Source organism: Pseudomonas sp. p50(2008), assembly GCF_015351605.1.
Lineage (GTDB): Bacteria > Pseudomonadota > Gammaproteobacteria > Pseudomonadales > Pseudomonadaceae > Aquipseudomonas.
Genome location: NZ_JACMYF010000004.1, coordinates 546,191 through 567,907, shown reverse-complemented (window position 1 = coordinate 567,907; position 21,717 = coordinate 546,191). Strand labels below are relative to the sequence as shown.

Here is a 21,717-nt window from a genome sequence, read left to right as displayed (position 1 = left end):
GGGTGATGGCTCAGGCTTGAGTCATCACCATGAACAACACCAGTGCGGCCACCGGGACGCTGAACACCAGGCTGCCGACCACCATTTCCGAACTCACGGACTGGCCGGCAGTGACCACACCGATGGCACCGTTGATGACGGTCAGCGCCAGCCACAAGGCGACGAAGCTGTAGGTCAGGGTCTGGCGGCTGAAGCCGATTTTCTCACCGATGAACAGCATCAGCGCCAGGAGGATCAGGCCGAAGGTGATGATGATGGTGGTGTGCATGGTGAGTACATTCCTCGGGTGTGGGTTGGCTTGGAGGGCTTCATCGTCGGAACGCCGCCCGGACCAAGCTTTGCTCTCACAGGTAATGGTCTGATGCCATGTTTGGATATTAATGTACTCATCTCAATGAATGTTTACCCAGACAAGAGAGGATTCGATGACTTACACCGCTGCCGAAAACCGCTATGACGCCATCCCGTACCGCCGTGTAGGCCGCAGCGGGCTGGTGTTGCCGGCGCTGTCGTTGGGCCTGTGGCACAACTTTGGCGACAGCACGCCAATCGAAACCCAGCGCTCGTTGTTGCGCACGGCGTTCGATCTGGGGATCAACCACTTCGACCTCGCCAACAACTATGGCCCGCCGTATGGCAGCGCCGAGATCAATTTCGGCCGTTTGCTGCGTGAAGACTTCAAGCAGTACCGCGACGAACTGATCATCTCGAGCAAGGCGGGCTGGGACATGTGGCCCGGCCCTTACGGCCAGGGCGGAGGTTCGCGCAAATACGTGCTCGCCAGCCTCGACCAGAGCTTGCAGCGCCTGGGCCTGGACTACGTCGACATCTTCTATTCTCACCGCTTCGACCCGGACACGCCGCTGGAAGAAACCGCCAGCGCACTGGCCACCGCCGTGCAGCAGGGCAAGGCTTTGTACATTGGCATCTCGTCTTATTCCGGGGTGAAAACCCGTGAAATGGCCGCGCTGCTGAAGGAGTGGAAAGTGCCGCTGTTGATTCATCAGCCGGCCTACAACCTGCTCAATCGTTGGGTAGAAAAAGACCTGCTGGATGTCACCGATGAGCTCGGCACCGGGGTGATTGCATTTACACCACTGGCCCAGGGACTCCTGACTGACAAGTACCTCAACGGCGTGCCGGCGGATGCGCGGGTGAATCGTCCGGGGGGTGGCTCGTTGCAGGCTTCGCATTTGTCCGAGGCCAACATCGCTCACGTTCGCGCGCTGAACGAGATCGCCAAGCGTCGTGGTCAGAGCCTGGCGCAGTTGGCGCTGGCCTGGACGCTGCGAGATCCACGCGTGACCTCGGCGCTGATCGGTGCGAGTCGTCCGGAGCAGATAATCGAGAACGTCGGGGCGTTGAAGAATTTGAGCTTCAGTGCGCAAGAGCTGGCGGAGATTGATGGGTTTGCCCAGGAGGGTGGGATCAATCTTTGGGAGAAGCCATCCTCGGCTGAGTAAGCTTTCGGCGCTGGTTTTTCCGGCGCCTGCAATACCGCTATCGCGGGCAAGCCCGCTCCCCCAGGGTTATGTGTTGAACCAACATTCTGCGGCCAACTGATATACCTGTGGGAGCGGGCTTGCCCGCGATAGCGGTATTTGAGGCAATGACGAAAGTCAGGTCTCACCGAAAAAACGGTACATCCCCCAACACCGTCGCGCGCTGCATCACCCGCCGTGCAGGGCGGTAGTCGTCTACTGCGTAATGCTGCGTCACGCGGTTGTCCCAGAACGCCACGTCGTCTTTCTGCCAACGCCAGCGGATGGTGAACTCCGGGCGCGTCGCATGGGCGAACAGCAGCTTCAGAATGGCCTCGCTTTCCGTTTCCGACAGCTCGTTGATCTTCGATGTGAACCCTTCATTGACGAACAATGACCGGCGCCCACTCACGGGGTGTGTGCGGATCACAGGGTGCGACAACGGTGGGTTTTTGCGGCGGGCTTCTTCCCATTGAACCAGCGCTTCTGGCGTGTTGCCGTAGCGTTCCAATGGAAACGAGCGAGTGAAATCGTGGGTGGCGGTCAGGCCTTCGAGCAGGTTTTTCATCGGCGCAGACAGCGCTTCATACGCAGCAATGCCGCTGGCCCACAGCGTGTCGCCGCCAAACTCCGGCAACAGCTTGGCACTGAGCACGGCGCCCATCGCCGGTGTCGGCAGGAAGGTCACGTCGGTGTGCCAGATCGCGTTGTCGCGCACGTCGGTGACGGCGGTATCAAGGATCAGCACCTGCGGTTGTTCGGGGACGTTGGGGTAGATCGGGTGGATGTGCAGGTCGCCAAAATAGGAGGCGAACCGCGCCTGCTGCTGAGGCGTGATCGGCTGGTCGCGGAAGAACAACACTTGGTGCTTGAGCAACGCCTGCTCGATAGCATCGAGTTGTTCCAGGTTCAGCGGCTGGCTCACGTCGACGCCGCTGATCTGCGCGCCGAGGGCCGAGCTTAGGGGGACGATGGTCAGGTTACTCATGGTGGTTCTCTTCAATTCGGGGGGCGGCAACCGAGGCAGCCATATTCAGTGAGCCTGGCCGTGCCACGGCACCAGCTTGCGTTGCAGGGCACGCAGGCCCATTTCCATGGCGAAGGCAATCAGCGCGATGACCAGAATCCCCAGTACCACCACATCGGTGACCAGGAACTGCGCGGCCGATTGCACCATGAAGCCCAAACCGCTGGTGGCGGCGATCAATTCGGCGGCGACCAGGGTCGACCAACCCACACCGAGACCAATGCGCACGCCGGTCAAAATGTCCGGCAAGGCGCTTGGCAGAATGACATGGCGTATCAGCTGCGCCCGTGTTGCGCCCAGCGACTGTGCTGCACGCAGCTTGGCGGGGTCGACGGTGCGCACACCCGTGGCCGTGGCGATGGCGATGGGCGCAAAAATCGCGAGGTAGATCAGCAGAACTTTGGACAGCTCACCGATGCCGCACCAGATCACGATCAGCGGCAGGTAGGCCAACGGTGGAATAGGGCGGTAGAACTCGATCAGCGGATCGAGGATGCCGCGAGCAATGCGGTTGTGGCCGATGGCGATGCCGACCGGTACCGCCGTCAATACCGCGAAGCCCAGGCCCAGCCCGATGCGACTCAAACTGGCGCCCAAGTGCTGCCACAAGGTGGAGTCCATGTAGCCGGTGGTCACCAGCAACCAGCCCTTTTGCAGGACGGCGGACGGAGGCGGCAGGAACAGCGGTTCGATCATGCCGGTAGCCGTCACCGCCCACCACAGCGCCACCAACGCGACCAGTGTCAGGACACTGATCCAGCGTGTGCTCAAGCTGCGCCGTACAGGTATCACCGTCGAAGGGGTTTTTACCGTGACGGCCGGAATCTCATAGCTGCTCATGCGCGCTCCTGCCGCTGGGCGGCGCTGCGTTGGGAGAACACCTTGGCGAGGACGTGTTCGCGGGTTTCGATAAAGCGTGGGTCGGATTTGATCGCCCGTGCCGATTCGCCAGCGGCATAGCGCTGACCGAAATCAAGACTCAAGCGCTCGACGATTTGCCCAGGATCAGGCGCCAGAAGAATCAGGTCAGTAGCGAGAAATACGGCTTCTTCGATGTCGTGGGTAATCAGAAAAACCGGTTTGGCGGTGCGCTGCCAGACTTGCAGCAAGAGCTCTTGCATCTGTTCGCGGGTGAACGCGTCGAGGGCACCGAAAGGTTCGTCCATCAGCAATACACGAGGGTCGGCAGCCAGTGCGCGGGCCAGGCCGACGCGCTGTTTCTGTCCGCCCGAGAGTTGCCAGATCCGGCGGTTTTCGAAACCGGAAAGGTCCACCAGCGCGAGCATTTCTTTGGCGCGGCTTTCACGTATTTCACGAGATACGCCCGCCAGCTCCAGACCGAAGCCGACGTTGGCCAGCACATCCTGCCAAGGCAGCAGGGCATCGTCCTGGAACACCACACCACGTTCGGCGCTTGGCCCTTTGACCGGTACGCCGTCCAGCGTGATACGCCCGGCGCTGGGCTCGACGAAACCGGCAATCAGGTTCAACAGCGAGGTCTTGCCACTGCCGGACGGGCCGAGAGCCACCAGCAATTGCTGAGGCCCGAGGCTCAAGGAAATATCCGCCAGCACCGGTTCCGGGCTACCGGGGTACTGTGCGCTGATGCGCTCCAGCTGTAGCAAAGCCATCGCAATGAACTCCCGATCAGTGAGTGATGAACTTGGCGCTGACGTAAGGCGCGTAGTCCGGCAGTACAGCGTCGACCTTGCCCTGTTCCTTGAGGAAGGTGGCGGTGTCAGTGATCGCTTTGGTGGTCGGTGCGCCAAGGGTGATCACCTGATCAGCCGCCAGCGGGTAGACGTTGCCTTGCAGCAGCAACGGAATGTCGCTGGCCTTGGCGCCGGAGAGTTTCACCAGCTTGTCGACGTTGGATTGATTAGCGAGCCAGGCTTGAGGGTCTTTGCGATATTCGGCGTAGGCGTCGAGGGTGACTTTGGCGAACGCGGTGACGATTTCCGGGTGTTTTTCGGCGAAGTCTTTGCGCACGATCCAGGCATCGAACGTCGGTGCGCCGAACTTGGCCAATTCACCCGAGGTGATCAGTACTTTGCCGTTTTCCTTGGCGACGCCCAGGGCCGGGTCCCACACGTAAGTGGCGTCGATATCACCGCGTTTCCATGCAGCAATGATCGCGGGCGGGGCGAGGTTGAGGACGGTGACTTTCGACGGGTCGATGTTCCAGTGCTTCAACGCCGCCAGCAGGCTGTAGTGGCCGGTGGAGACAAAAGGTACGGCGATTTTTTTGCCGATCAAGTCTTGTGGGGTCTTGATGCCGGAACCATCGCGAGCTACCAGGGCTTCGGCGGCGCCGATCTGAGTGGCAATGAGGAAGGTTTCTACCGGGACTTTGCGGGTGATCGCGGCGGTCAGGGGGCTGGAACCCAGGTAGCCGATCTGGACATCGCCGGAGGCAATGGCGGCGATGATGTCGGCGCCGTTGTCGAATTTGCGCCAGTCAATCTTGGCGTTGGTGGCTTTTTCGTAGGCGCCGTCGGCCTGGGCGACTTTCGCCGGGTCAACGGTGGTCTGGTAGGCGACGGTCACGTCGGCTGCCTGAACAAAGAAACTCGCCGCAGCCAGCGAAACGCCCGCCAGGAGGCGAAGGGGGAGATGCAGTTTCATGGAGAAGCTCCTCAACAGGCGGCCGAGAGTTGGCGTGTGAGGAGACTAAATGATCTAAGAATCCGTAAATAAATAACTTTTTCGAATTAGCTTATGAGTGGAAAAGTTGGGAATGCATGAGGTGAGGGGCTTTGTGGCGAGAGGATTTGCTGTGGCGAGAAAATTTACTGTGGCGAGGGGATCTACTGTGGCGAGGGGATTTATCCCCGTTGGGCTGCGAAGCAGCCCCCATTAAAAGGATCTTGCGACTGCTTCGCAGTCGAACGGGGATAAATCCCCTCGCCACAGTGAGTTGCTATGTCTGATCCACAGGAGCTGCTTGCTTGCGATAAAGGGCCGTAGTGACTCAGTTACTGATCGCCAGAATACTCGCCTGATACGACCCGACGAACACGTCGAAATCACCGACCTCGTTCTGCTCCAGCTCCACCTGTTCGGCCAGCGAAGTGCGCGCACGGTTTTCAAACGTCGCCTGGGCTTCGGCTGACAGCGGCTCGCTACGGAAATACTCCGCATGTGCGCGGCTCTGGCGCAGGGAGAACTGGGCGAAGCTTTCCTTATGCTCGGCCATCGACGCCAAGACCATGGCTGACGGCGTCCGGGACGGGTCCTTGATCTTCTCCATCTGCACGTCCAGCGCCTTGCTGTGAGCATCGCCGCCATGGCTTTGATCAAGCAGTGCGGCCAGCGGTGCAATCTTCTCCAGCAGCTCGGCAGCCCATTCCTTCATGTCCACCGGTTGACCGTCGCGCTGCAGTTGCAAGCCTGGGCGGCGACCTTCCTTGACCACGCTGAGGAAGTTCGAGGTCGCATTGCCACAGCTGCTGTTGGTCAGCAGAGGGCTTTCGTTGAGCGCGCAGTACAGCAGGAAGGCGTCGAAGAAGCGCGACTCGGTAAGATCGATGCCCATCGGCAGGAACGGGTTGATGTCCAGGCAGCGCACTTCAACGTACTGAATGCCACGGGCCACCAGCGCCTGGATCGGTCGCTCGCCGGTGTAGGTCACGCGCTTGGGACGGATGTTGGAGTAGTACTCGTTTTCGATCTGCAGGATGTTGGTGTTGAGCTGAACCCACTCACCATCCTGATGCGTGCCGATTTCGACATACGGCGCATAAGGTGTCGCCACCGCTTTGCGCAAGCTGTCGGTGTAGCTCGCCAGGTCGTTGTAGCACGGCGTCAAGCCGGCCTGGGCGTTGCTCTGGTAACCCAGGTCGCTCATGCGCAGGCTGGTGGCGTAGGGCAGGTACAAGGTGTCCGGGTCCAACTGCTCGAGCTGGTGCGAACGCCCGCGCAGGAAACCGGCGTCGAGCGCTGGCGAGGCACCGAACAGGTACATCAGCAGCCAGCTGTAGCGACGGAAGTTACGGATCAGCGCGATGTAGGCCGACGACTGATAATCGCGGTCGGTGCCGACAAAACCTTCAGCCTCTTTGAGTAGGGGCCAGAGTTTTTCCGGCAGGGAAAAATTGTAGTGAATCCCGGCGATGCACTGCATGGTCTTGCCGTAACGCAGGGCCAGGCCCTTGCGGTACACATACTTGAGCTGCCCGATGTTGGACGTGCCGTAGTAGGCAATCGGGATATCTTCCTCGGCCGGCAAAGGGCACGGCATCGACGGACTCCACAGAAACTCGTTGCCGAGCTTGCTGTAGGCAAAGCGGTGAATGCTGTCCAGGCTCGCCAGCGTGTCGGCCGGGTCGGGCAGGGCTGGCGTGATGAACTCCAGCAGCGACTCGGAATAGTCAGTGGTGATTTGTTCGTTGGTCAGCGCGGAACCCAATTCTTCCGGGTGCGGCGTTTGCGCCAGGCGACCTTCGCTGGTCACGCGCAGGCATTCACGTTCGATGCCGTGAAGGCACTGTTCGAGCAGAGAGAGGTTAGCGCGCTCGCCGAGCAGAGCCAGGCGGCGGTTGAGAAGTTCGCTCAAGTTGGATTCCTTCACGCGTCAGTCGCCCCAATATGGGGGTGGGCAAGACGGTCTACAAGGGTGAAGTAGAAACTGGCGTTTTCGCCTGGTTTTTGCAACCGCGCAAGCCATGCCGGTTAGTAAAGAACTGCACAATCCCTGTAGGCGTGAGCCTGCTCGCGATAGCGATGTGTCAGACGACGCTTATGTTGCCTGACATACCGCTATCGCGAGCAGGCTCACTCCTACAGATTCGTTGCGCTGAAATTAACTCAAAATGATGGCATTCATCTACAGGACAGCGAACGTGCCTTGTGCTTTTGCGACTAATTTTTCGCCTTGCATCACGTCAGCTTCGACCACCAGCGTGCGACGGCCCGGGTGAATCACCCGTGCCGTGCACATCACTTCACCGTCGGACACGGCGCGAATGTAGTTGATCTTGCATTCGATGGTCGCGCTCTGCTGGTCAAAGCCGTGGGTGCTGGAACAGGCCAGCCCCATGGCGATGTCCACCAGACTGAACAATGCCCCGCCGTGCAGCTTGTTCGCCCGATTGCGCAGCTCTGGCTCGAGCAACAGGGCGACCTGCGCCACCCCGGTTTCCAGGCTATGCAAACGGCACCCCAGCAGCTTGAAAAATGCGCTTTCGGTGTACCCGGCAGGGACGTCCATCAGCGTTTCTTCAACTGCTTGGCGTTAGCGAACAGTGAAGCCATGGCGTTGTTGGCCGGCGCCGCTGCCGTGGTTTCCTTGCGTGGAGCGGTGTTCTGGGACTGGCGCGGAGCGGAACCCGGACGTGCACCACGGGCGCCGTCGATTTTCTCACCCGGTGTGTCGCTCATGCGCATCGACAGGCCAACGCGTTTACGCGGAATGTCGATTTCCATGACCTTCACTTTCACCACGTCACCGGCCTTCACCGCTTCGCGAGGATCCTTGATGAACTTCTCCGAAAGCGCAGAGATGTGCACCAAACCGTCCTGATGCACGCCGATGTCGACGAACGCGCCAAAGTTCGTCACGTTGGTGACGACACCTTCGAGGATCATGCCCAGTTGCAGGTCCTTGAGATCCTCGACGCCTTCCTGGAACTCGGCGGTCTTAAACTCGGGACGTGGGTCGCGACCAGGCTTTTCAAGCTCTTGCAGAATGTCGGTGACCGTCGGCAAACCGAAGGTTTCGTCGGTGTACTTCTTCGGATCAAGACGCTTGAGGAAGCTGGCATCGCCGATCAGCGAGCGGATATCGCGGTCAGTCTCGGCGGCGATACGCTGCACCAACGGATAGGCTTCCGGGTGAACCGCGGACGAATCCAGCGGGTTGTCGCCATTCATGACCCGCAGGAAGCCGGCAGCCTGTTCGAAGGTTTTTTCGCCCAGGCGTGCCACTTTCTTCAGTGCGGCGCGGGTTTTGAAGGCGCCGTGCTCGTCGCGATGGCTGACGATGTTCTGTGCCAGCGTCGCGTTGAGGCCGGAGATACGGGCCAGCAGCGCCACAGAGGCCGTGTTGACGTCGACGCCGACGGCGTTCACGCAGTCCTCGACCACAGCGTCCAGGCCGCGCGCCAGTTTCAGCTGCGACACATCGTGCTGGTACTGGCCGACACCGATGGATTTCGGATCGATCTTCACCAGTTCTGCCAGCGGATCCTGCAGACGACGGGCAATGGACACCGCGCCACGGATCGACACGTCGAGGTCCGGAAATTCCTTGGAAGCCAGTTCCGAAGCCGAGTAAACCGATGCACCGGCCTCGGAGACCATTACTTTGGTCATTTTCATGGCTGGATACTTTTTGATCAGTTCAGCGGCGAGCTTGTCGGTTTCCCGGCTGGCGGTGCCGTTGCCGATGGCGATCAGGTCCACCGAGTGCTTGGCGCACAGGGCGGCGAGCACGGCGAGGGTCTGGTCCCACTTGTTGTGCGGTACGTGCGGGTACACCGTGGCGTGGTCCAGCAGCTTGCCGGTGGAGTCGACTACGGCGACCTTGCAGCCGGTGCGCAGGCCAGGGTCGAGGCCCAGGGTGGCACGTGGGCCGGCGGGTGCCGACAGCAGCAAGTCGTGCAGGTTGTGTGCGAACACGTTGATCGCTTCGGTTTCAGCACCGTCGCGCAGTTCGCCGAGCAAGTCGGTTTCGAGGTGGGTGTAGAGCTTGACCTTCCAGGTCCAGCGCACCACTTCGCCCAGCCATTTGTCGGCGGCGCGGTTCTGGTTCTGGATGCCGAACTGCTGGCCGATCATGCCTTCGCACGGATGCATGGTGCCCGGGAGTTCGTCGCCGACCTTCAGCGCGGAGCTGAGAATGCCTTCGTTGCGACCACGGAAAATCGCCAGGGCACGGTGCGATGGCATGCTTTTCAGGGGTTCGTCGTGTTCGAAGTAGTCGCGGAACTTGGCGCCTTCCTCTTCCTTCCCGGCGATGACACGGGCACTCAGGGTGGCTTCCTGCTTCAGGTAGCTGCGCAGTTTGTCGAGCAGACCGGCGTCTTCGGCGAAACGCTCCATGAGGATGTACTTGGCGCCTTCGAGGGCGGCCTTCACGTCGGCCACGCCTTTTTCGGCGTCGATGAAGCGCGCAGCTTCGGCGTCCGGCGCCAGGGTAGGGTCGTTGAACAGGCCGTCAGCCAGCTCGCCGAGGCCGGCTTCCAGGGCGATCTGGCCCTTGGTGCGGCGTTTCTGCTTGTACGGCAGGTACAAATCTTCGAGACGGGTCTTGGTGTCGGCGAGCTTGATATCGCGTTCCAGCTGCGGGGTCAGCTTTCCCTGTTCCTGGATGCTGGCCAGGATGCTGATGCGCCGTTCGTCGAGTTCTCGCAGGTAGCGCAGACGTTCTTCAAGGTGGCGCAGCTGGATGTCATCGAGGCTGCCGGTCACTTCTTTCCGGTAGCGGGCGATGAAGGGAACGGTTGAGCCCTCATCGAGTAGCGCGACGGCCGCTTCGACCTGTTGTGGGCGTACGCCGAGTTCCTCGGCGATGCGGCTGTTGATGCTGTCCATAAAACCACCTGACAAATTGTGAAAGCAGGCTCGCAGGCGCAGAGATAAGGGCTCGGCGAGTCTGGTTGAGCGGCCTGGCCTGCGCCGCTACCTGGATCAACAGGCATTCCGTTGACCCGTGAAATCGAACAATTACTGCCGGCGCCATGAAAATAAAAAGCGGTCGCCGGGGTAAACGATCAGACGTTGCCTGACACAAAACGCCGCGCATTATACCCAGCGTTCGATCATTCGGGGGCATCACCGACCTTGGGGATAACGCCCGGCGTGCTGGCGGTGAAGGAAAAATCTGCTAACAATGCACACGGTGCGTATAACGGCAGCTACGCCATAATGCGCGCCGAGCTAAAAGGAGCATCTAATGAGCAGCACTGCAAACATTGCTGAAGGCGAAAAAATTCTTATTGTTGACGACGATCCAGGGCTCAGCAGCCTGCTGGAACGCTTTTTCGTCAGCAAAGGCTATCGAGCCCGTGCCGTACCGAACACTGAACAAATGGACCGCCTGCTGGCGCGCGAAGTGTTCAACCTGGTTGTTCTCGACCTGATGCTGCCTGGCGAAGACGGCTTGACTGCTTGCCGCCGCCTGCGCACCGCTAACAATCAGATCCCGATCATCATGCTCACCGCCAAGGGCGACGAGCTGAGCCGTATCAAAGGCCTCGAACTGGGCGCCGACGACTACCTGGCCAAGCCGTTCAACCCGGATGAGCTGATGGCTCGCGTCAAAGCCGTGTTGCGTCGTCAGTCCACTCCTGTGCCGGGCGCACCGGGCAGCGAAGACGAAAGCGTGACCTTCGGTGACTACGAGCTGTCGCTGGCCACCCGTGAGCTGAAGCGCGGTGATGAAGTGCACATGCTCACTACCGGTGAGTTTGCGGTGCTGAAAGCCCTGGTCATGAACGCGCGTCAGCCTCTGACCCGCGACAAACTGATGAACCTGGCTCGCGGCCGTGAGTGGGATGCTCTGGAGCGCTCCATCGACGTACAGATTTCCCGTCTGCGCCGAATGATTGAACCCGATCCATCCAAACCGCGTTATATCCAGACTGTCTGGGGCGTGGGTTACGTGTTCGTTCCGGATGGCGCCGCCACCAAGTGATCGGCGTTTTGTAGGAGCGGGTCTTGCGGACGATGTTGTCCGCAGACTCGCGATCCGCAATATGCGAGCATCCTCGCTCCTGCAAGCGTGTAACGGCTATTCATGAAAACCCCGATCTGGTTTCCCCAAAGCTTCTTCTCCCGCACCCTTTGGTTGGTGCTGATTGTCGTTCTGTTCTCCAAGGCACTGACCCTGGTTTATCTATTGATGAACGAGGATGTGCTGGTGGACCGGCAATACAGCCACGGCGTCGCCCTGACACTTCGCGCCTATTGGGCGGCGGATGAAAATAACCGCGACAAAATTGCCGAAGCCGCGACGTTGATTCGTGTGGTGGGCACCGGTGTGCCAGAAGGCGAACAGCATTGGCCATACAGCGAGATCTATCAGCGCCAGATGCAGGCTGAGCTGGGGGCCGACACCGAAGTCCGATTACGCATGCATTCGCCGCCGGCGTTATGGGTCCGGGCACCAAGTCTGGGTGACGGCTGGCTGAAAGTGCCGCTTTACCCGCACCCATTGCGCGGTCAAAAAATCTGGAACGTACTCGGCTGGTTCCTGGCCATCGGCTTGCTGTCGACTGCTTCAGCCTGGATCTTTGTCAGCCAACTCAACCAGCCCTTGAAACGTCTGGTCTTTGCCGCAAGGCAACTCGGCCAGGGTCGCAGCGTGCGCCTGCCGATCAGTGATACGCCGAGCGAGATGACCGAGGTGTACCGCGCGTTCAACCAGATGGCTGAAGACGTCGAACAGGCCGGTCGCGAGCGCGAGCTGATGTTGGCCGGCGTCTCCCACGACTTGCGGACTCCGCTGACCCGCTTGCGTTTGTCTCTGGAATTGATGGGCGACCGCAGCGACCTCACCGATGACATGGTGCGCGACATCGAAGACATGGATGCGATTCTCGACCAGTTCCTGGCGTTTATCCGCGATGGTCGCGACGAGTCGGTGGAAGAGGTCGACTTGATCGATCTGGTGCGCGAAGTCGCCGCTCCTTACAACCAGAATGAAGAAAAAGTAAGACTGCGCCTGGAGCCGATCCAGCCATTCCCGTTGCGTCGGGTGTCGATGAAACGACTGCTGAACAACCTGATCGGCAATGCGCTGCATCACGCTGGCAGCGGTGTCGAGGTCGCGGCTTACGTGTCTGGAGATACCAGCGCCCCGTATGTGGTACTGAGTGTGATGGACCGAGGGGCGGGGATTGATCCTTCGGAATTGGAAGCGATCTTCAATCCGTTTACCCGCGGTGATCGTGCTCGTGGCGGTAAAGGGACTGGTTTGGGGCTGGCGATCGTGAAGCGGATCGCGTCGATGCATGGCGGTAATGTTGAGCTGCGCAACAGAGACGGTGGCGGGCTGGAAGCGCGGGTGCGGTTGCCGCTGGGGTTGATGCTGCCGCGAGATGCGGTTTAACCACTGAAAAGATCGCAGCCTGCGGCAGCTCCTACAGGGAACGCATTCCCATGCAGGAGCTGCCGCTGGCTGCGATCTTTTGATCTTTGGGCTTTACCCTTTGCCTTTGGTCCGGGTCATGTTCGGTCCGCCATTCTTCTCCAGATGCTCGATGATGATCCCTGCCACATTCTTCCCGGTGGTGGTTTCAATCCCTTCCAGGCCCGGCGACGAATTGACCTCCATCACCAGCGGCCCGTGATTGGAGCGCAGGATGTCCACACCCGCTACCGCAAGGCCCATCACCTTCGCCGCACGTAACGCAGTCATGCGCTCTTCCGGCGTGATCTTGATCAGGCTTGCACTCCCTCCGCGATGCAGGTTGGAACGAAACTCCCCGGGTTTGGCCTGCCGCTTCATCGCCGCGATCACTTTGTCGCCGACCACAAAGCATCGAATGTCCGCGCCACCGGCTTCCTTGATGTACTCCTGAACCATGATGTTTTGCTTGAGGCCCATAAATGCCTCGATCACCGACTCCGCCGCCGTTGCGGTTTCGCAAAGCACCACGCCAATGCCTTGAGTGCCTTCCAGTACCTTGATGACCAGTGGTGCACCGTTGACCATTTCAATCAAATCGGGAATGTCATCCGGCGAGTGAGCAAACCCGGTGACTGGCAAACCGATACCGCGACGCGAGAGCAGTTGCAGCGAGCGCAGCTTGTCTCGCGAACGCGCGATGGCCACCGACTCGTTAAGCGGAAAAACCCCCATCATTTCGAACTGACGCAACACGGCGCAGCCATAAAACGTCACCGACGCGCCGATCCGCGGAATGACTGCGTCGAAGCCCTCCAGCGGCTTGCCGCGATAGTGAATCTGCGGTTTGTGGCTGGCGATGTTCATGTAGGCGCGCAGGGTGTCGACCACCACCATTTCATGGCCACGCTCGGTTCCGGCTTCGACCAGACGACGAGTGGAATACAGACGCGGGTTACGCGACAGCACAGCGATCTTCATGCAACACCTGTGGAGGAGGTAGATACCGGGAACACCGGCTTGTCTTGTACGTATTTAATGCCCGGATTGACCACCAATTGGCCATCGATCAGGGCTTTGGAGCCGAGTAGCAGGCGATAGCGCATGGATTTGCGGCAGGCGAGGGTGAACTCGACCCGCCAGACCCGATCACCAAGGGCCAGGGTAGTGCTGACCACGTATCGCATTTGCGCGTGACCATTGGAGCTTTTAATGGTTTTCATCGTCACCAGCGGTGCTTCGCAGCGCCTGTGACGCAGTTGCACCACCGTCCCGAGGTGCGCGGTAAAGCGCACCCACTGCTCACCATCGCGTTCGAACGGTTCGATGTCGGTGGCATGCAGGCTGGAGGTGCTGGCACCGGTGTCAATTTTTGCGCGAAGTCCGGCGACTCCCAGATCCGGGAGCGCTATCCACTCGCGCAGACCGACAACGGTCAAATGGTCAAATGTCTTCAATAGGGATAAACCAGCGATTAACGCGTCCAGGCCCCAGGTGTTACCTGGGCCAACGCTTTGAATGCAGGTTTGGCGAACCAGTAACCCTGCATCAGAAAAATTCCACAGTCCGCCAGAAAATCCCTTTCCCCGGCGCTTTCGATGCCTTCGGCAATGACTGTAACGTTCAACTCCGCACAGATTGTGACAATCCCTCGAACGATAGCCTGACGAACGCGATCGCGGTCGACATCGCGGATGAGCGCCATGTCGAGCTTGATCAGGTCCGGTTGGAAATCGGCGAGCAGATTGAGCCCCGAGTAGCCCGCCCCGAAATCGTCGATGGCGGTCTTGAAGCCGAATTCGCGGTATTCACGCAGAATATTGGTCAAATGGCGATAGTTATCTACGTGCTCGCTTTCCAGTGTTTCAAAAATCAGCTGATTGATCGGGAAGTTGTACTTTTGTGCAGCTTCCAGCGTGCTTCGAATACACAGCTCGGGGCGGTAAACGGCGTTTGGCATGAAGTTGATCGACAGGTTCGTTTGCATCCCCAAATGCGCCGCACCTTCAATGGCTCGGGTCCGGCAGAGCTGGTCGAAACGATAGCGGTTTTGATCGGTAACCTGATCAAGCACGGACATCGCGCCTTGACCGTCCACTCCTCGCACCAAGGCTTCATGAGCGAAAATGGAGTGATCTCGCAGGTCGACGATGGGTTGGTAAGCAAAGGCAAAATCGAACCCCAAGGGCTCGCTTTGCTGACATCCCTGACACCCGACCTTGGGCGCAGTCAATGAAGACGGAAATATAGTCACTCGATCACTCCACGGCGTTGAGCCGGCCAAGATCTCATTCTATCTGGAGGGCCGGGTTCTTGCGCCCGACAGAAACGGTAGTACAGTTCCGACTATTGTCTGAAAGAGGAATTCCAGTGGCACAAAAACAGGAAGAGGACGACAAGGTCCGTCTCGATAAGTGGTTGTGGGCTGCACGCTTTTATAAAACGCGTGCCCTGGCCAAAGCGGCCATTGAAAGCGGCAAGGTGCATTGTCGTGGCGAGCGCTGCAAACCGGGAAAGGAGCCCCGGGTCGGTGACGAATTTCAGATTCGCGCCGGTTTCGATGAGCGCACGGTGGTGGTCAAGGCGCTGTCGAGCGTGCGCGGTGGCGCGCCGCAAGCACAGACACTGTACGCCGAAACCGAAGCCAGTATCGCTAAACGCGAAGCTGCTGCAGCCATGCGAAAAGCGGGCTCGTTGGGCGTGAGCACGGACGGCAAGCCGAGCAAGAAGCAGCGGCGGGATTTGTTCAAGTTTCGTGGCAGCAGCAACGACCAGTAAGTCATTGTTTTGTGGCGAGTGGGCTTGCTCCCGTTGGAGGCCGAAGGACTCCAGATCCTGACAACTGCATTCTTCCAGCAAGAACACGGTCGTCTGGCTTTGCGGCTGCTGCGCAACCGAGCGGGAGCAAGCTCCCTCGCCACATAGGCATCAAGGCATTAACTTGTAGCTCGCACCACACTCATCCGCGAAACCACTGGCAATCTGCTCAGCAGTTCAAACACCGGCGCCGTTACCTTCAGGAAAAACTCTGAAACATAATAGGCAAGCGGCGTGTAGTAACCCCAACCCAGCGCCCACACCGCCAGCATCACACCGCCAATGTAATCGTCCTGACCCCAGTGGGCGCCCGCCACCAGGCGCGGCATCATGAACAGCAGCGCAAGACTCCAGATCACCGCTGTCTGCCAGGTGGAGCGACTGAACACCGTCATGAACAGCGCCCAGATCAGTAGTACTGACGCATGGTCTCCCGGAAAACTCTGACTCGATCGGTCCTTCAGTTCCCAGGCTTTTTCAAGACCCGGAAAGTAGTCGCTCATGCGGACGGCGCTGTCGATCATCATCGACGGACTGCTGTGCTGCCAGTCCATATGCACGGCCAGTTTTGAAAACAGCATCCGGATCAACAGCAGCAACAGCAGTGTCGAGACAAACCCGAAAAACGCCTGGCGCACTTCATTGGCTTTGAATACCCAATCGCCTTTGATCAGCAGGGTCAAAAGAATCACGCCGACCACCGCGTCGAAGGGGCGCAGACTTGCAATCGCCCAGATGTGCAGCCATATCGGGTTAGTCGCCAGTGGCGAATTGAGGCGGTAAAAAAGCCACTCGTCGAAAATCACACACACCATCTGCCCTGTAGGCCATAACCAGAAGGCCAGCAGCGCCAGCGGTACCAAGTTGCACAGAGCCAACCGGCGCAGGTTCCACCTTGCTTGGAACAAACCCGGATTGTTCATAAAATGCCTCCCATGGCTGAACATTTCGCACCAAAACGGTGCCGAATAAGCAAGATTCTCACTTTTTGAAATCACTTTGTCATTAATTCAGATACCCAGACCTATGACCGATCTAACGGATACCGACTACACCCAACGCTTCATCTTCGATGACAGCGATACCCGCGGCGAACTGGTTTCGTTGGAACTCAGCTACGCCGAAGTCTTGGCAAAACACGCCTACCCGGAGCCAGTCGCGCAGTTGCTGGGCGAGTTGATGGCGGCCGCGTCGCTGCTGGTGGGCACTTTGAAATTTGATGGTCTGCTGATCCTCCAGGCCCGGTCCGACGGCCCGATCCCGCTGTTGATGATCGAGTGTTCCAGCGAGCGTGAAATCCGTGGCCTGGCACGTTATGAAGCTGACCGGATTGCCCCCGATGCGACTCTCGCCGACCTTATGCCCAATGGCGTATTGGCGCTGACGGTCGACCCGAAACAGGGTCAGCGTTACCAGGGTATCGTCGACCTGGACGGCGAAACGTTATCCGAGTGCTTCACCAACTATTTCGTCATGTCCCAGCAAGTGGGCACGCGTTTCTGGCTGTACGCGGATGGCCGTCGTGCTCGCGGCTTGCTGTTGCAGCAATTGCCCGCCGACCGTCTCAAGGACGAAGAAGAACGCGCCGACAGCTGGCAGCACATCACCGCGCTGGGCAGCACGCTGACCGCCGATGAATTGCTGAGCCTGGACAATGAAACCGTGCTCCATCGTCTTTACCACGAAGAACAGGTTCGACTCTTCGATGTGCAAAAACTGCGCTTCCGTTGCAGTTGCTCCCGCGAACGTTCGGCCAATGCTCTGGTGAGTCTGGGTCTGGAGGATGCGCAGGAACTGGTCATCGAACACGGTGGCAACATCGAAATCGATTGCCAGTTCTGCAACCAGCGCTACCTCTTTGATGCCGCAGATATCACTCAATTGTTCGCTGGAGCGGGCGTAGATACTCCGTCAGATACCCGGCACTAAAACGGTTCAGCGCAGGTAAATTCACTGCTTTGCGCCGGAATAACGCCGTTACGACGGGAGGGCCCTACTATTTTTGGGCGTTTCTGGCATAATCCGGCCCACTTTTTGTCGCGGTAGTAGTGCACGACTTTCTACTACAAAACGTTTGGAGCACACTCGGCCACTGGCCGACGGGGAATCTCATGACGCAAGCCAATAACGCCGTGTACACCGATCTGAGTGTTGATGATCTGGTTAAAGAAGCTCTGAATCGCGGTGAAGGCGAGCTTGCCGATACCGGCGCGCTGGTGGTTCGCACCGGTCATCGCACCGGCCGCTCGCCAGTTGACCGTTTCATTGTTGAAGAGCCAACCACTCAGGCAGCCATTGCCTGGGGCCCAATCAACCGCAAGTTCCCGGCCGACAAGTTCGACGCCCTGTGGGACCGCGTTGAGGCTTTCAACAACGCGCAAGAGCACTTCGTTTCCCATGTGCATGTAGGTGCGTCGGAAGATCACTACCTGGCCGTGAAGATGACCACTCAGACTGCCTGGCAGAATCTGTTCGGTCGCTGCCTGTTCATCAACCCGGCCCAGTACAACCCTGCTGGTCGTGAAGAGTGGCAGGTTCTGAACGTTGCCAACTTCGAATGCGTTCCAGAGCGTGACGGCACCAACTCCGACGGTTGCGTGATCCTCAACTTCGCGCAGAAAAAAGTGCTGATCGCCGGCATGCGTTACGCCGGTGAGATGAAGAAAGCCATGTTCTCGGTGCAGAACTTCCTGCTGCCGGCCGCCGACGTACTGCCAATGCACTGCGCTGCCAACATTGGCGAAGCAGGCGATGTGACCCTGTTTTTCGGTCTGTCCGGCACCGGTAAAACCACCCTGTCCGCTGATGAAAGCCGTTACCTGATCGGTGACGACGAGCACGGCTGGGGCGAAGGCGTTGTGTTCAACATTGAAGGCGGCTGCTACGCCAAGTGCATCGACTTGTCCGAGAAGAACGAGCCGGTCATCTGGAAAGCCATCAAGCACGGTGCAGTACTGGAAAACGTCGTCATCGATGATGCCAAGCACGCCGACTACGCCGATGTCAGCCTGACCCAGAACAGCCGTGCCGCCTACCCGCTGGAGCACGTTGCCAAGCGTTCCGAGAAGAACCTCGGTGGCGAGCCGAATGCTGTGATCTTCCTGACTTGCGACCTGACCGGCGTACTGCCGCCAGTGTCGATCCTCAGCGAAGAGCAAGCGGCCTACCACTTCCTGTCCGGCTACACCGCTCTGGTGGGGTCGACCGAAATGGGTTCCGGCAGCGGCATCAAGTCGACCTTCTCCACCTGCTTCGGCGCACCGTTCTTCCCGCGCCCAGCTGGCGAATACGCAGAGTTGCTGATCAAGCGCATCCGCGGCTTCGGCTCCAAGGTATACCTGGTCAACACCGGCTGGACCGGCGGTGGCTACGGCGTCGGCAAGCGCTTCAACATTCCGACCACTCGCGGCGTCATCGCAGCGATTCAGAGCGGCGCGTTGATCGGTGCTGAAACCGAACACCTCGACACCATTAACCTCGACGTGCCACTGGCCGTGCCGGGCGTTGAAACTGGCCTGTTGAACCCACGTAACACCTGGGCTGACAAAGCCGCTTACGATGAATCGGCTAAAGCACTGGCTGGTCTGTTCGTTGAGAACTTCAAGAAGTTCGACGTGAGCGATGCCATCAAGGCTGCTGGTCCGAAGTTGTAAGTGTTGGTTTGAAGCCATGAAAAAGCCGCCTTTAGGGGCGGCTTTTTTATGGGCGCTGTTTTTTCAGGTTTTGAGGTGCAGGACAAATGCGCCGAGTAAAACCAGGACAACCCCAAGAATTTGTATCTTCGCCAGTCTCTCTTTGAAAAATACATACCCCAAAATCGCCGCGATTCCTCCGGAAAGCGTGCTGATCACCGTCACCACCGAGACCGATCCTGCCACCGCGCCCCAGGCGAACGACGAAAACCCGCCGAGGTTCATCAGGCTGGCGCCAGTGAGTGTCATACAGTTTTTCAGAGGTGGGATTTTCAGGCCGTCCTCAATTCTCAGGACGATGACTATCAGCACCATAAGTCCGACCAGGTACGCCAGCCAGAGCATCGTCACTGGCCCGAGTACTGGCAACACGTAGTGGCCTTGCAGCCAGAAACTGGTGCCATAAAAAACAGCTGCAAGCAGTGCGTAGGCAATCGAGCTGCCGGCTTGAGTCGTGTGTGGAATCTTCGAGTCGGAATGAATGCTCGAGAGGATGACCCCGAGCACACACAGGGCAATGCAAAACAGCTGGATCAGACTGATCTGCTCACCTGCGGCCCATGACAACAACGTCGTCACCACGCCATAGGAAGTCACCAACGGCGCGACGATAGACGCTTTGCCAAGGGCGAACGCTTTTGACAGCGCGAGTGCGCCGGAAACGGTCAGCACGGCGGCACCCATGCCGATCAGCCACACTTGGAGCGATGCCGACATCGACTTGAGGATAAAGGCGGGGAAAGCGATCAGCAGCAGGCTCATGATGCAGAAACCCAACGCCTGACCGAAATAAACGGCGCGTTTAACACCCACTGCGCGGGCATTCAAACCCACCAGGAAATCCGTACCGCCCCACATCACGGCGGCTAGCAATCCCATCAGTACGTCCACTCTATGTCCTTATAGATTGCGCTGCGGACGTCAGAGGCTTTCCAGCGCCTGAGTATCCCAGCAGAGGGCCTTGATAGCCCGGTAGAGCATGCCAACGGTCAGCGGAACCTTGTCGCCACGTCCTTTGGCCCTGCGTTTAAGGAACACATCGTAGCCTTCGGGGTGGAAGTAGCGATAGGCGTCATAATCGACGAAGTCGATGTCGAACTGTTCTTCCAGCACCTCCATCAGAATTCGCGCATCAGCGCCGTCGCAACCGAGGTCGACGTTGATCGAGGTGGCGAGGCTGACGGTTTTACGTTCGGGCAGGCCAAGTTCTTCGTGCAGCAACTGCATCAGCAGCTGCATGTCGTGATCGTCGGGCAAGTCGGAGGCGAGATTCATTGCGGGGTTATCCGGTAGAAAGGACACAAACGGTCAATCTTATTGATCTGACATATTCAACTGGTCGCCGATACAACGCTCGAATATGGATTCAAGGGCTCGGTAATCGCACGTTACCGCATCAATATTCGCGGGTATCCATGCAGTGTCTTTGACCAGCCACCAATCAACCGCGAACCCTGCATTGATGATGATCTGTTCAAACAGGATCCGCTGAGCTCGACCGTTGCCCTCTCGAAAAGGGTGAACGACGTTAGATCGCCGTAGGTCTCTGCAACCTTAGCTACAAGCTCCGCTTTAAGGGTGCCAGCGAACCATGCTGCACTTTCCATGACGCGAAAAATTTTCTCGGCTTCGGGGGCTATTCGTTCTGCTGTACAAAAAAGAGTATCGCCTTTCTGGATGTTCACTGACCTCAATTGCCCAGCCCACTCGTACACGTCGCAAAATAGAGACTTATGAATGTGTTGGAAAAGGCAGAGGTTGCAGGGCGGGGGGAGTAGGCGGAGTTTACTGACGGCGATTTCTGAGAGTTCTCGTTCCGCTTTTTGTAGTTGCTCTTCATTACGAATGTTGAGCAAATTGCGCAGAACGACGCTGCCAGGGTAGCAATAGGGGTCTTGGCCGACCCCGTATTTATCCACCATTAACTGGAGTCTGACGATATTTGTTGAGTACCGACTCCCGCGTTGGGAGCGGCTTTTCAGCATCGGCACGTGAGGTGTCGAAGCCTTCAAGACGCAAGCTCGCCAGGTAATTCGAACGACGTACTTTGTCGTAATAATCTTGTTTTTGCTGAAAAGTCAGTTCGCTCATGACACCTGTCTCTTTGTGCAATACCCACGTGTAGCTCAAACGATCTGATCGATAGACCGGTATTTTTATGCTGCACAAATTATCGGATACATCGTTTTTTGTCAGTTTTACTGCGTTGTCACCTAATGCGGGCAGGTCCGGCAGCGGGGGGACATCATGTGATGGAAAATTTCGGTATCCGTTGTCGAGCGACTTCAAGCAACTCGTGACCGTCCTGTGTCAGCAGGTATAGCGCGCTGATGATTTTGGGGATGTCACTGGCTTCGGCTTGTTCAAAACATTGACAGTAAAGCGTTTCAAGCAGGTCACTGGCAGCGCGGATGCGTTGTCGGGCGGCGTCGAGTATTTCGTGCGGATCGGCTTCCGAGTCGATGACTAGCACGGGCGTTTCGCTGTAGCTGGTCTTCAGCGGTCGGTAGCGTTCTGTAGGCGGATTGATCTGATTCATTGAAGCCTGTCCTTGATGAATTCGGAGGTCGCTCCGGCTGGCCGACAAGTATTTTCAGCCGCGGCGAAAACTATGACGATGCCGACCTGTGT

At 58.4% G+C, this 21,717-nt stretch carries 22 protein-coding genes and 1 pseudogene; 6 read left to right on the top strand and 17 right to left on the bottom strand.

Going from position 1 to position 21,717, the window contains the following annotated elements; translation table 11 throughout:
• Positions 1-10: 10 nt before the first annotated feature.
• On the bottom strand, positions 11-268 hold the full coding sequence (locus tag H7698_RS14370; RefSeq protein ID WP_162437042.1) for a hypothetical protein: 258 nt from the start codon (positions 266-268) through the stop codon (positions 11-13).
• A 157-nt stretch (positions 269-425) separates the two neighbouring features.
• Here H7698_RS14370 and mgrA point away from each other — a divergent pair, with 157 nt between their 5' ends.
• Entirely contained in the window at positions 426-1,463 is a 1,038-nt protein-coding gene (gene mgrA, locus H7698_RS14365) for an L-glyceraldehyde 3-phosphate reductase (RefSeq protein WP_162437041.1), read from the top strand.
• 163 nt (positions 1,464-1,626) lie between these two features.
• Here mgrA and tauD read toward each other — a convergent pair whose 3' ends face one another.
• From tauD to H7698_RS14330, 7 genes are all read right to left on the bottom strand, one after another.
• A complete protein-coding gene (tauD, locus tag H7698_RS14360) occupies positions 1,627-2,469 on the bottom strand; it encodes a taurine dioxygenase (protein WP_194691799.1) in 843 nt (280 codons plus the stop codon).
• A gap of 45 nt (positions 2,470-2,514) precedes the next feature.
• Entirely contained in the window at positions 2,515-3,348 is an 834-nt protein-coding gene (tauC, locus tag H7698_RS14355; RefSeq protein ID WP_194691798.1) for a taurine ABC transporter permease TauC, read from the bottom strand.
• Complete coding sequence (tauB, locus tag H7698_RS14350; protein WP_194691797.1) at positions 3,345-4,139, bottom strand: taurine ABC transporter ATP-binding subunit; 795 nt, start codon at positions 4,137-4,139, stop codon at positions 3,345-3,347. Before tauB ends, tauC begins: the two co-directional genes overlap by 4 nt.
• 16 nt (positions 4,140-4,155) lie before the next feature.
• A complete protein-coding gene (tauA, locus tag H7698_RS14345; protein ID WP_194691796.1) occupies positions 4,156-5,133 on the bottom strand; it encodes a taurine ABC transporter substrate-binding protein in 978 nt (325 codons plus the stop codon).
• Positions 5,134-5,479: 346 nt separating this feature from the next.
• On the bottom strand, positions 5,480-7,063 hold the full coding sequence (gene gshA, locus H7698_RS14340; RefSeq protein WP_194691795.1) for a glutamate--cysteine ligase: 1,584 nt from the start codon (positions 7,061-7,063) through the stop codon (positions 5,480-5,482).
• Between the two features lie 270 nt (positions 7,064-7,333).
• Positions 7,334-7,717 carry a PaaI family thioesterase gene (locus H7698_RS14335; RefSeq protein WP_194691794.1) on the bottom strand — a complete coding sequence of 128 codons (384 nt, stop codon included), beginning with the start codon at positions 7,715-7,717 and terminating at the stop codon, positions 7,334-7,336.
• Entirely contained in the window at positions 7,717-10,041 is a 2,325-nt protein-coding gene (locus tag H7698_RS14330) for a Tex family protein (RefSeq protein ID WP_162437034.1), read from the bottom strand. The genes H7698_RS14335 and H7698_RS14330 overlap by 1 nt, the downstream gene beginning before the upstream one ends.
• A gap of 361 nt (positions 10,042-10,402) precedes the next feature.
• On the opposite strand from H7698_RS14330, the gene ompR reads away from it, so the two are divergent.
• Positions 10,403-11,143 (top strand): osmolarity response regulator transcription factor OmpR, encoded by a 741-nt coding sequence (ompR, locus tag H7698_RS14325; protein WP_027922237.1) that lies wholly within the window; start codon positions 10,403-10,405, stop codon positions 11,141-11,143.
• Positions 11,144-11,245: 102 nt separating this feature from the next.
• Complete coding sequence (locus H7698_RS14320; RefSeq protein ID WP_162437033.1) at positions 11,246-12,559, top strand: ATP-binding protein; 1,314 nt, start codon at positions 11,246-11,248, stop codon at positions 12,557-12,559.
• Positions 12,560-12,652: 93 nt separating this feature from the next.
• Here H7698_RS14320 and rimK read toward each other — a convergent pair whose 3' ends face one another.
• The 3 genes from rimK to rimA are packed head-to-tail and all read right to left on the bottom strand — an operon-like array spanning position 12,653 to position 14,831.
• Positions 12,653-13,558: a 30S ribosomal protein S6--L-glutamate ligase gene (gene rimK, locus H7698_RS14315; RefSeq protein ID WP_007972871.1), complete on the bottom strand. Its 906-nt coding sequence runs from the start codon at positions 13,556-13,558 to the stop codon at positions 12,653-12,655.
• Positions 13,555-14,034, bottom strand: coding sequence for a retropepsin-like aspartic endopeptidase RimB (gene rimB, locus H7698_RS14310; protein ID WP_162437032.1), 480 nt, complete (start codon positions 14,032-14,034; stop codon positions 13,555-13,557). Before rimB ends, rimK begins: the two co-directional genes overlap by 4 nt.
• Positions 14,035-14,051: 17 nt before the next feature.
• Positions 14,052-14,831: a S6 modification regulatory phosphodiesterase RimA gene (rimA, locus tag H7698_RS14305; RefSeq protein WP_162437031.1), complete on the bottom strand. Its 780-nt coding sequence runs from the start codon at positions 14,829-14,831 to the stop codon at positions 14,052-14,054.
• A 116-nt stretch (positions 14,832-14,947) separates the two neighbouring features.
• Here rimA and H7698_RS14300 point away from each other — a divergent pair, with 116 nt between their 5' ends.
• On the top strand, positions 14,948-15,355 hold the full coding sequence (locus H7698_RS14300) for an RNA-binding S4 domain-containing protein (RefSeq protein ID WP_162437030.1): 408 nt from the start codon (positions 14,948-14,950) through the stop codon (positions 15,353-15,355).
• 158 nt (positions 15,356-15,513) lie between these two features.
• Here H7698_RS14300 and H7698_RS14295 read toward each other — a convergent pair whose 3' ends face one another.
• Positions 15,514-16,317, bottom strand: coding sequence for a phosphatase PAP2 family protein (locus H7698_RS14295; protein WP_194691793.1), 804 nt, complete (start codon positions 16,315-16,317; stop codon positions 15,514-15,516).
• A gap of 103 nt (positions 16,318-16,420) precedes the next feature.
• Between H7698_RS14295 and hslO the strand changes: the two genes are divergently transcribed.
• Entirely contained in the window at positions 16,421-17,323 is a 903-nt protein-coding gene (hslO, locus tag H7698_RS14290; RefSeq protein ID WP_162437028.1) for an Hsp33 family molecular chaperone HslO, read from the top strand.
• A gap of 182 nt (positions 17,324-17,505) precedes the next feature.
• Entirely contained in the window at positions 17,506-19,047 is a 1,542-nt protein-coding gene (locus H7698_RS14285; protein WP_122840747.1) for a phosphoenolpyruvate carboxykinase, read from the top strand.
• 63 nt (positions 19,048-19,110) lie between these two features.
• On the opposite strand, the gene H7698_RS14280 is transcribed toward H7698_RS14285, so the two are convergent.
• From H7698_RS14280 to H7698_RS14260, 5 genes and pseudogenes are all read right to left on the bottom strand, one after another.
• Positions 19,111-19,965, bottom strand: coding sequence for a DMT family transporter (locus H7698_RS14280; protein WP_194691792.1), 855 nt, complete (start codon positions 19,963-19,965; stop codon positions 19,111-19,113).
• A gap of 42 nt (positions 19,966-20,007) precedes the next feature.
• Entirely contained in the window at positions 20,008-20,361 is a 354-nt protein-coding gene (locus H7698_RS14275) for a DUF1493 family protein (RefSeq protein ID WP_194691791.1), read from the bottom strand.
• 39 nt (positions 20,362-20,400) lie between these two features.
• Positions 20,401-21,008: pseudogene (locus tag H7698_RS14270) on the bottom strand (putative adenosine monophosphate-protein transferase Fic).
• The gene (locus H7698_RS14265; protein WP_194691790.1) at positions 20,998-21,177 is read right to left on the bottom strand and encodes a YhfG family protein; all 180 of its coding nucleotides are present in this window, start codon (positions 21,175-21,177) and stop codon (positions 20,998-21,000) included. The pseudogene H7698_RS14270 and the gene H7698_RS14265 overlap by 11 nt, the downstream one beginning before the upstream one ends.
• Before the next feature lie 154 nt (positions 21,178-21,331).
• The gene (locus H7698_RS14260; RefSeq protein ID WP_194691789.1) at positions 21,332-21,625 is read right to left on the bottom strand and encodes a hypothetical protein; all 294 of its coding nucleotides are present in this window, start codon (positions 21,623-21,625) and stop codon (positions 21,332-21,334) included.
• Positions 21,626-21,717: the final 92 nt, after the last annotated feature.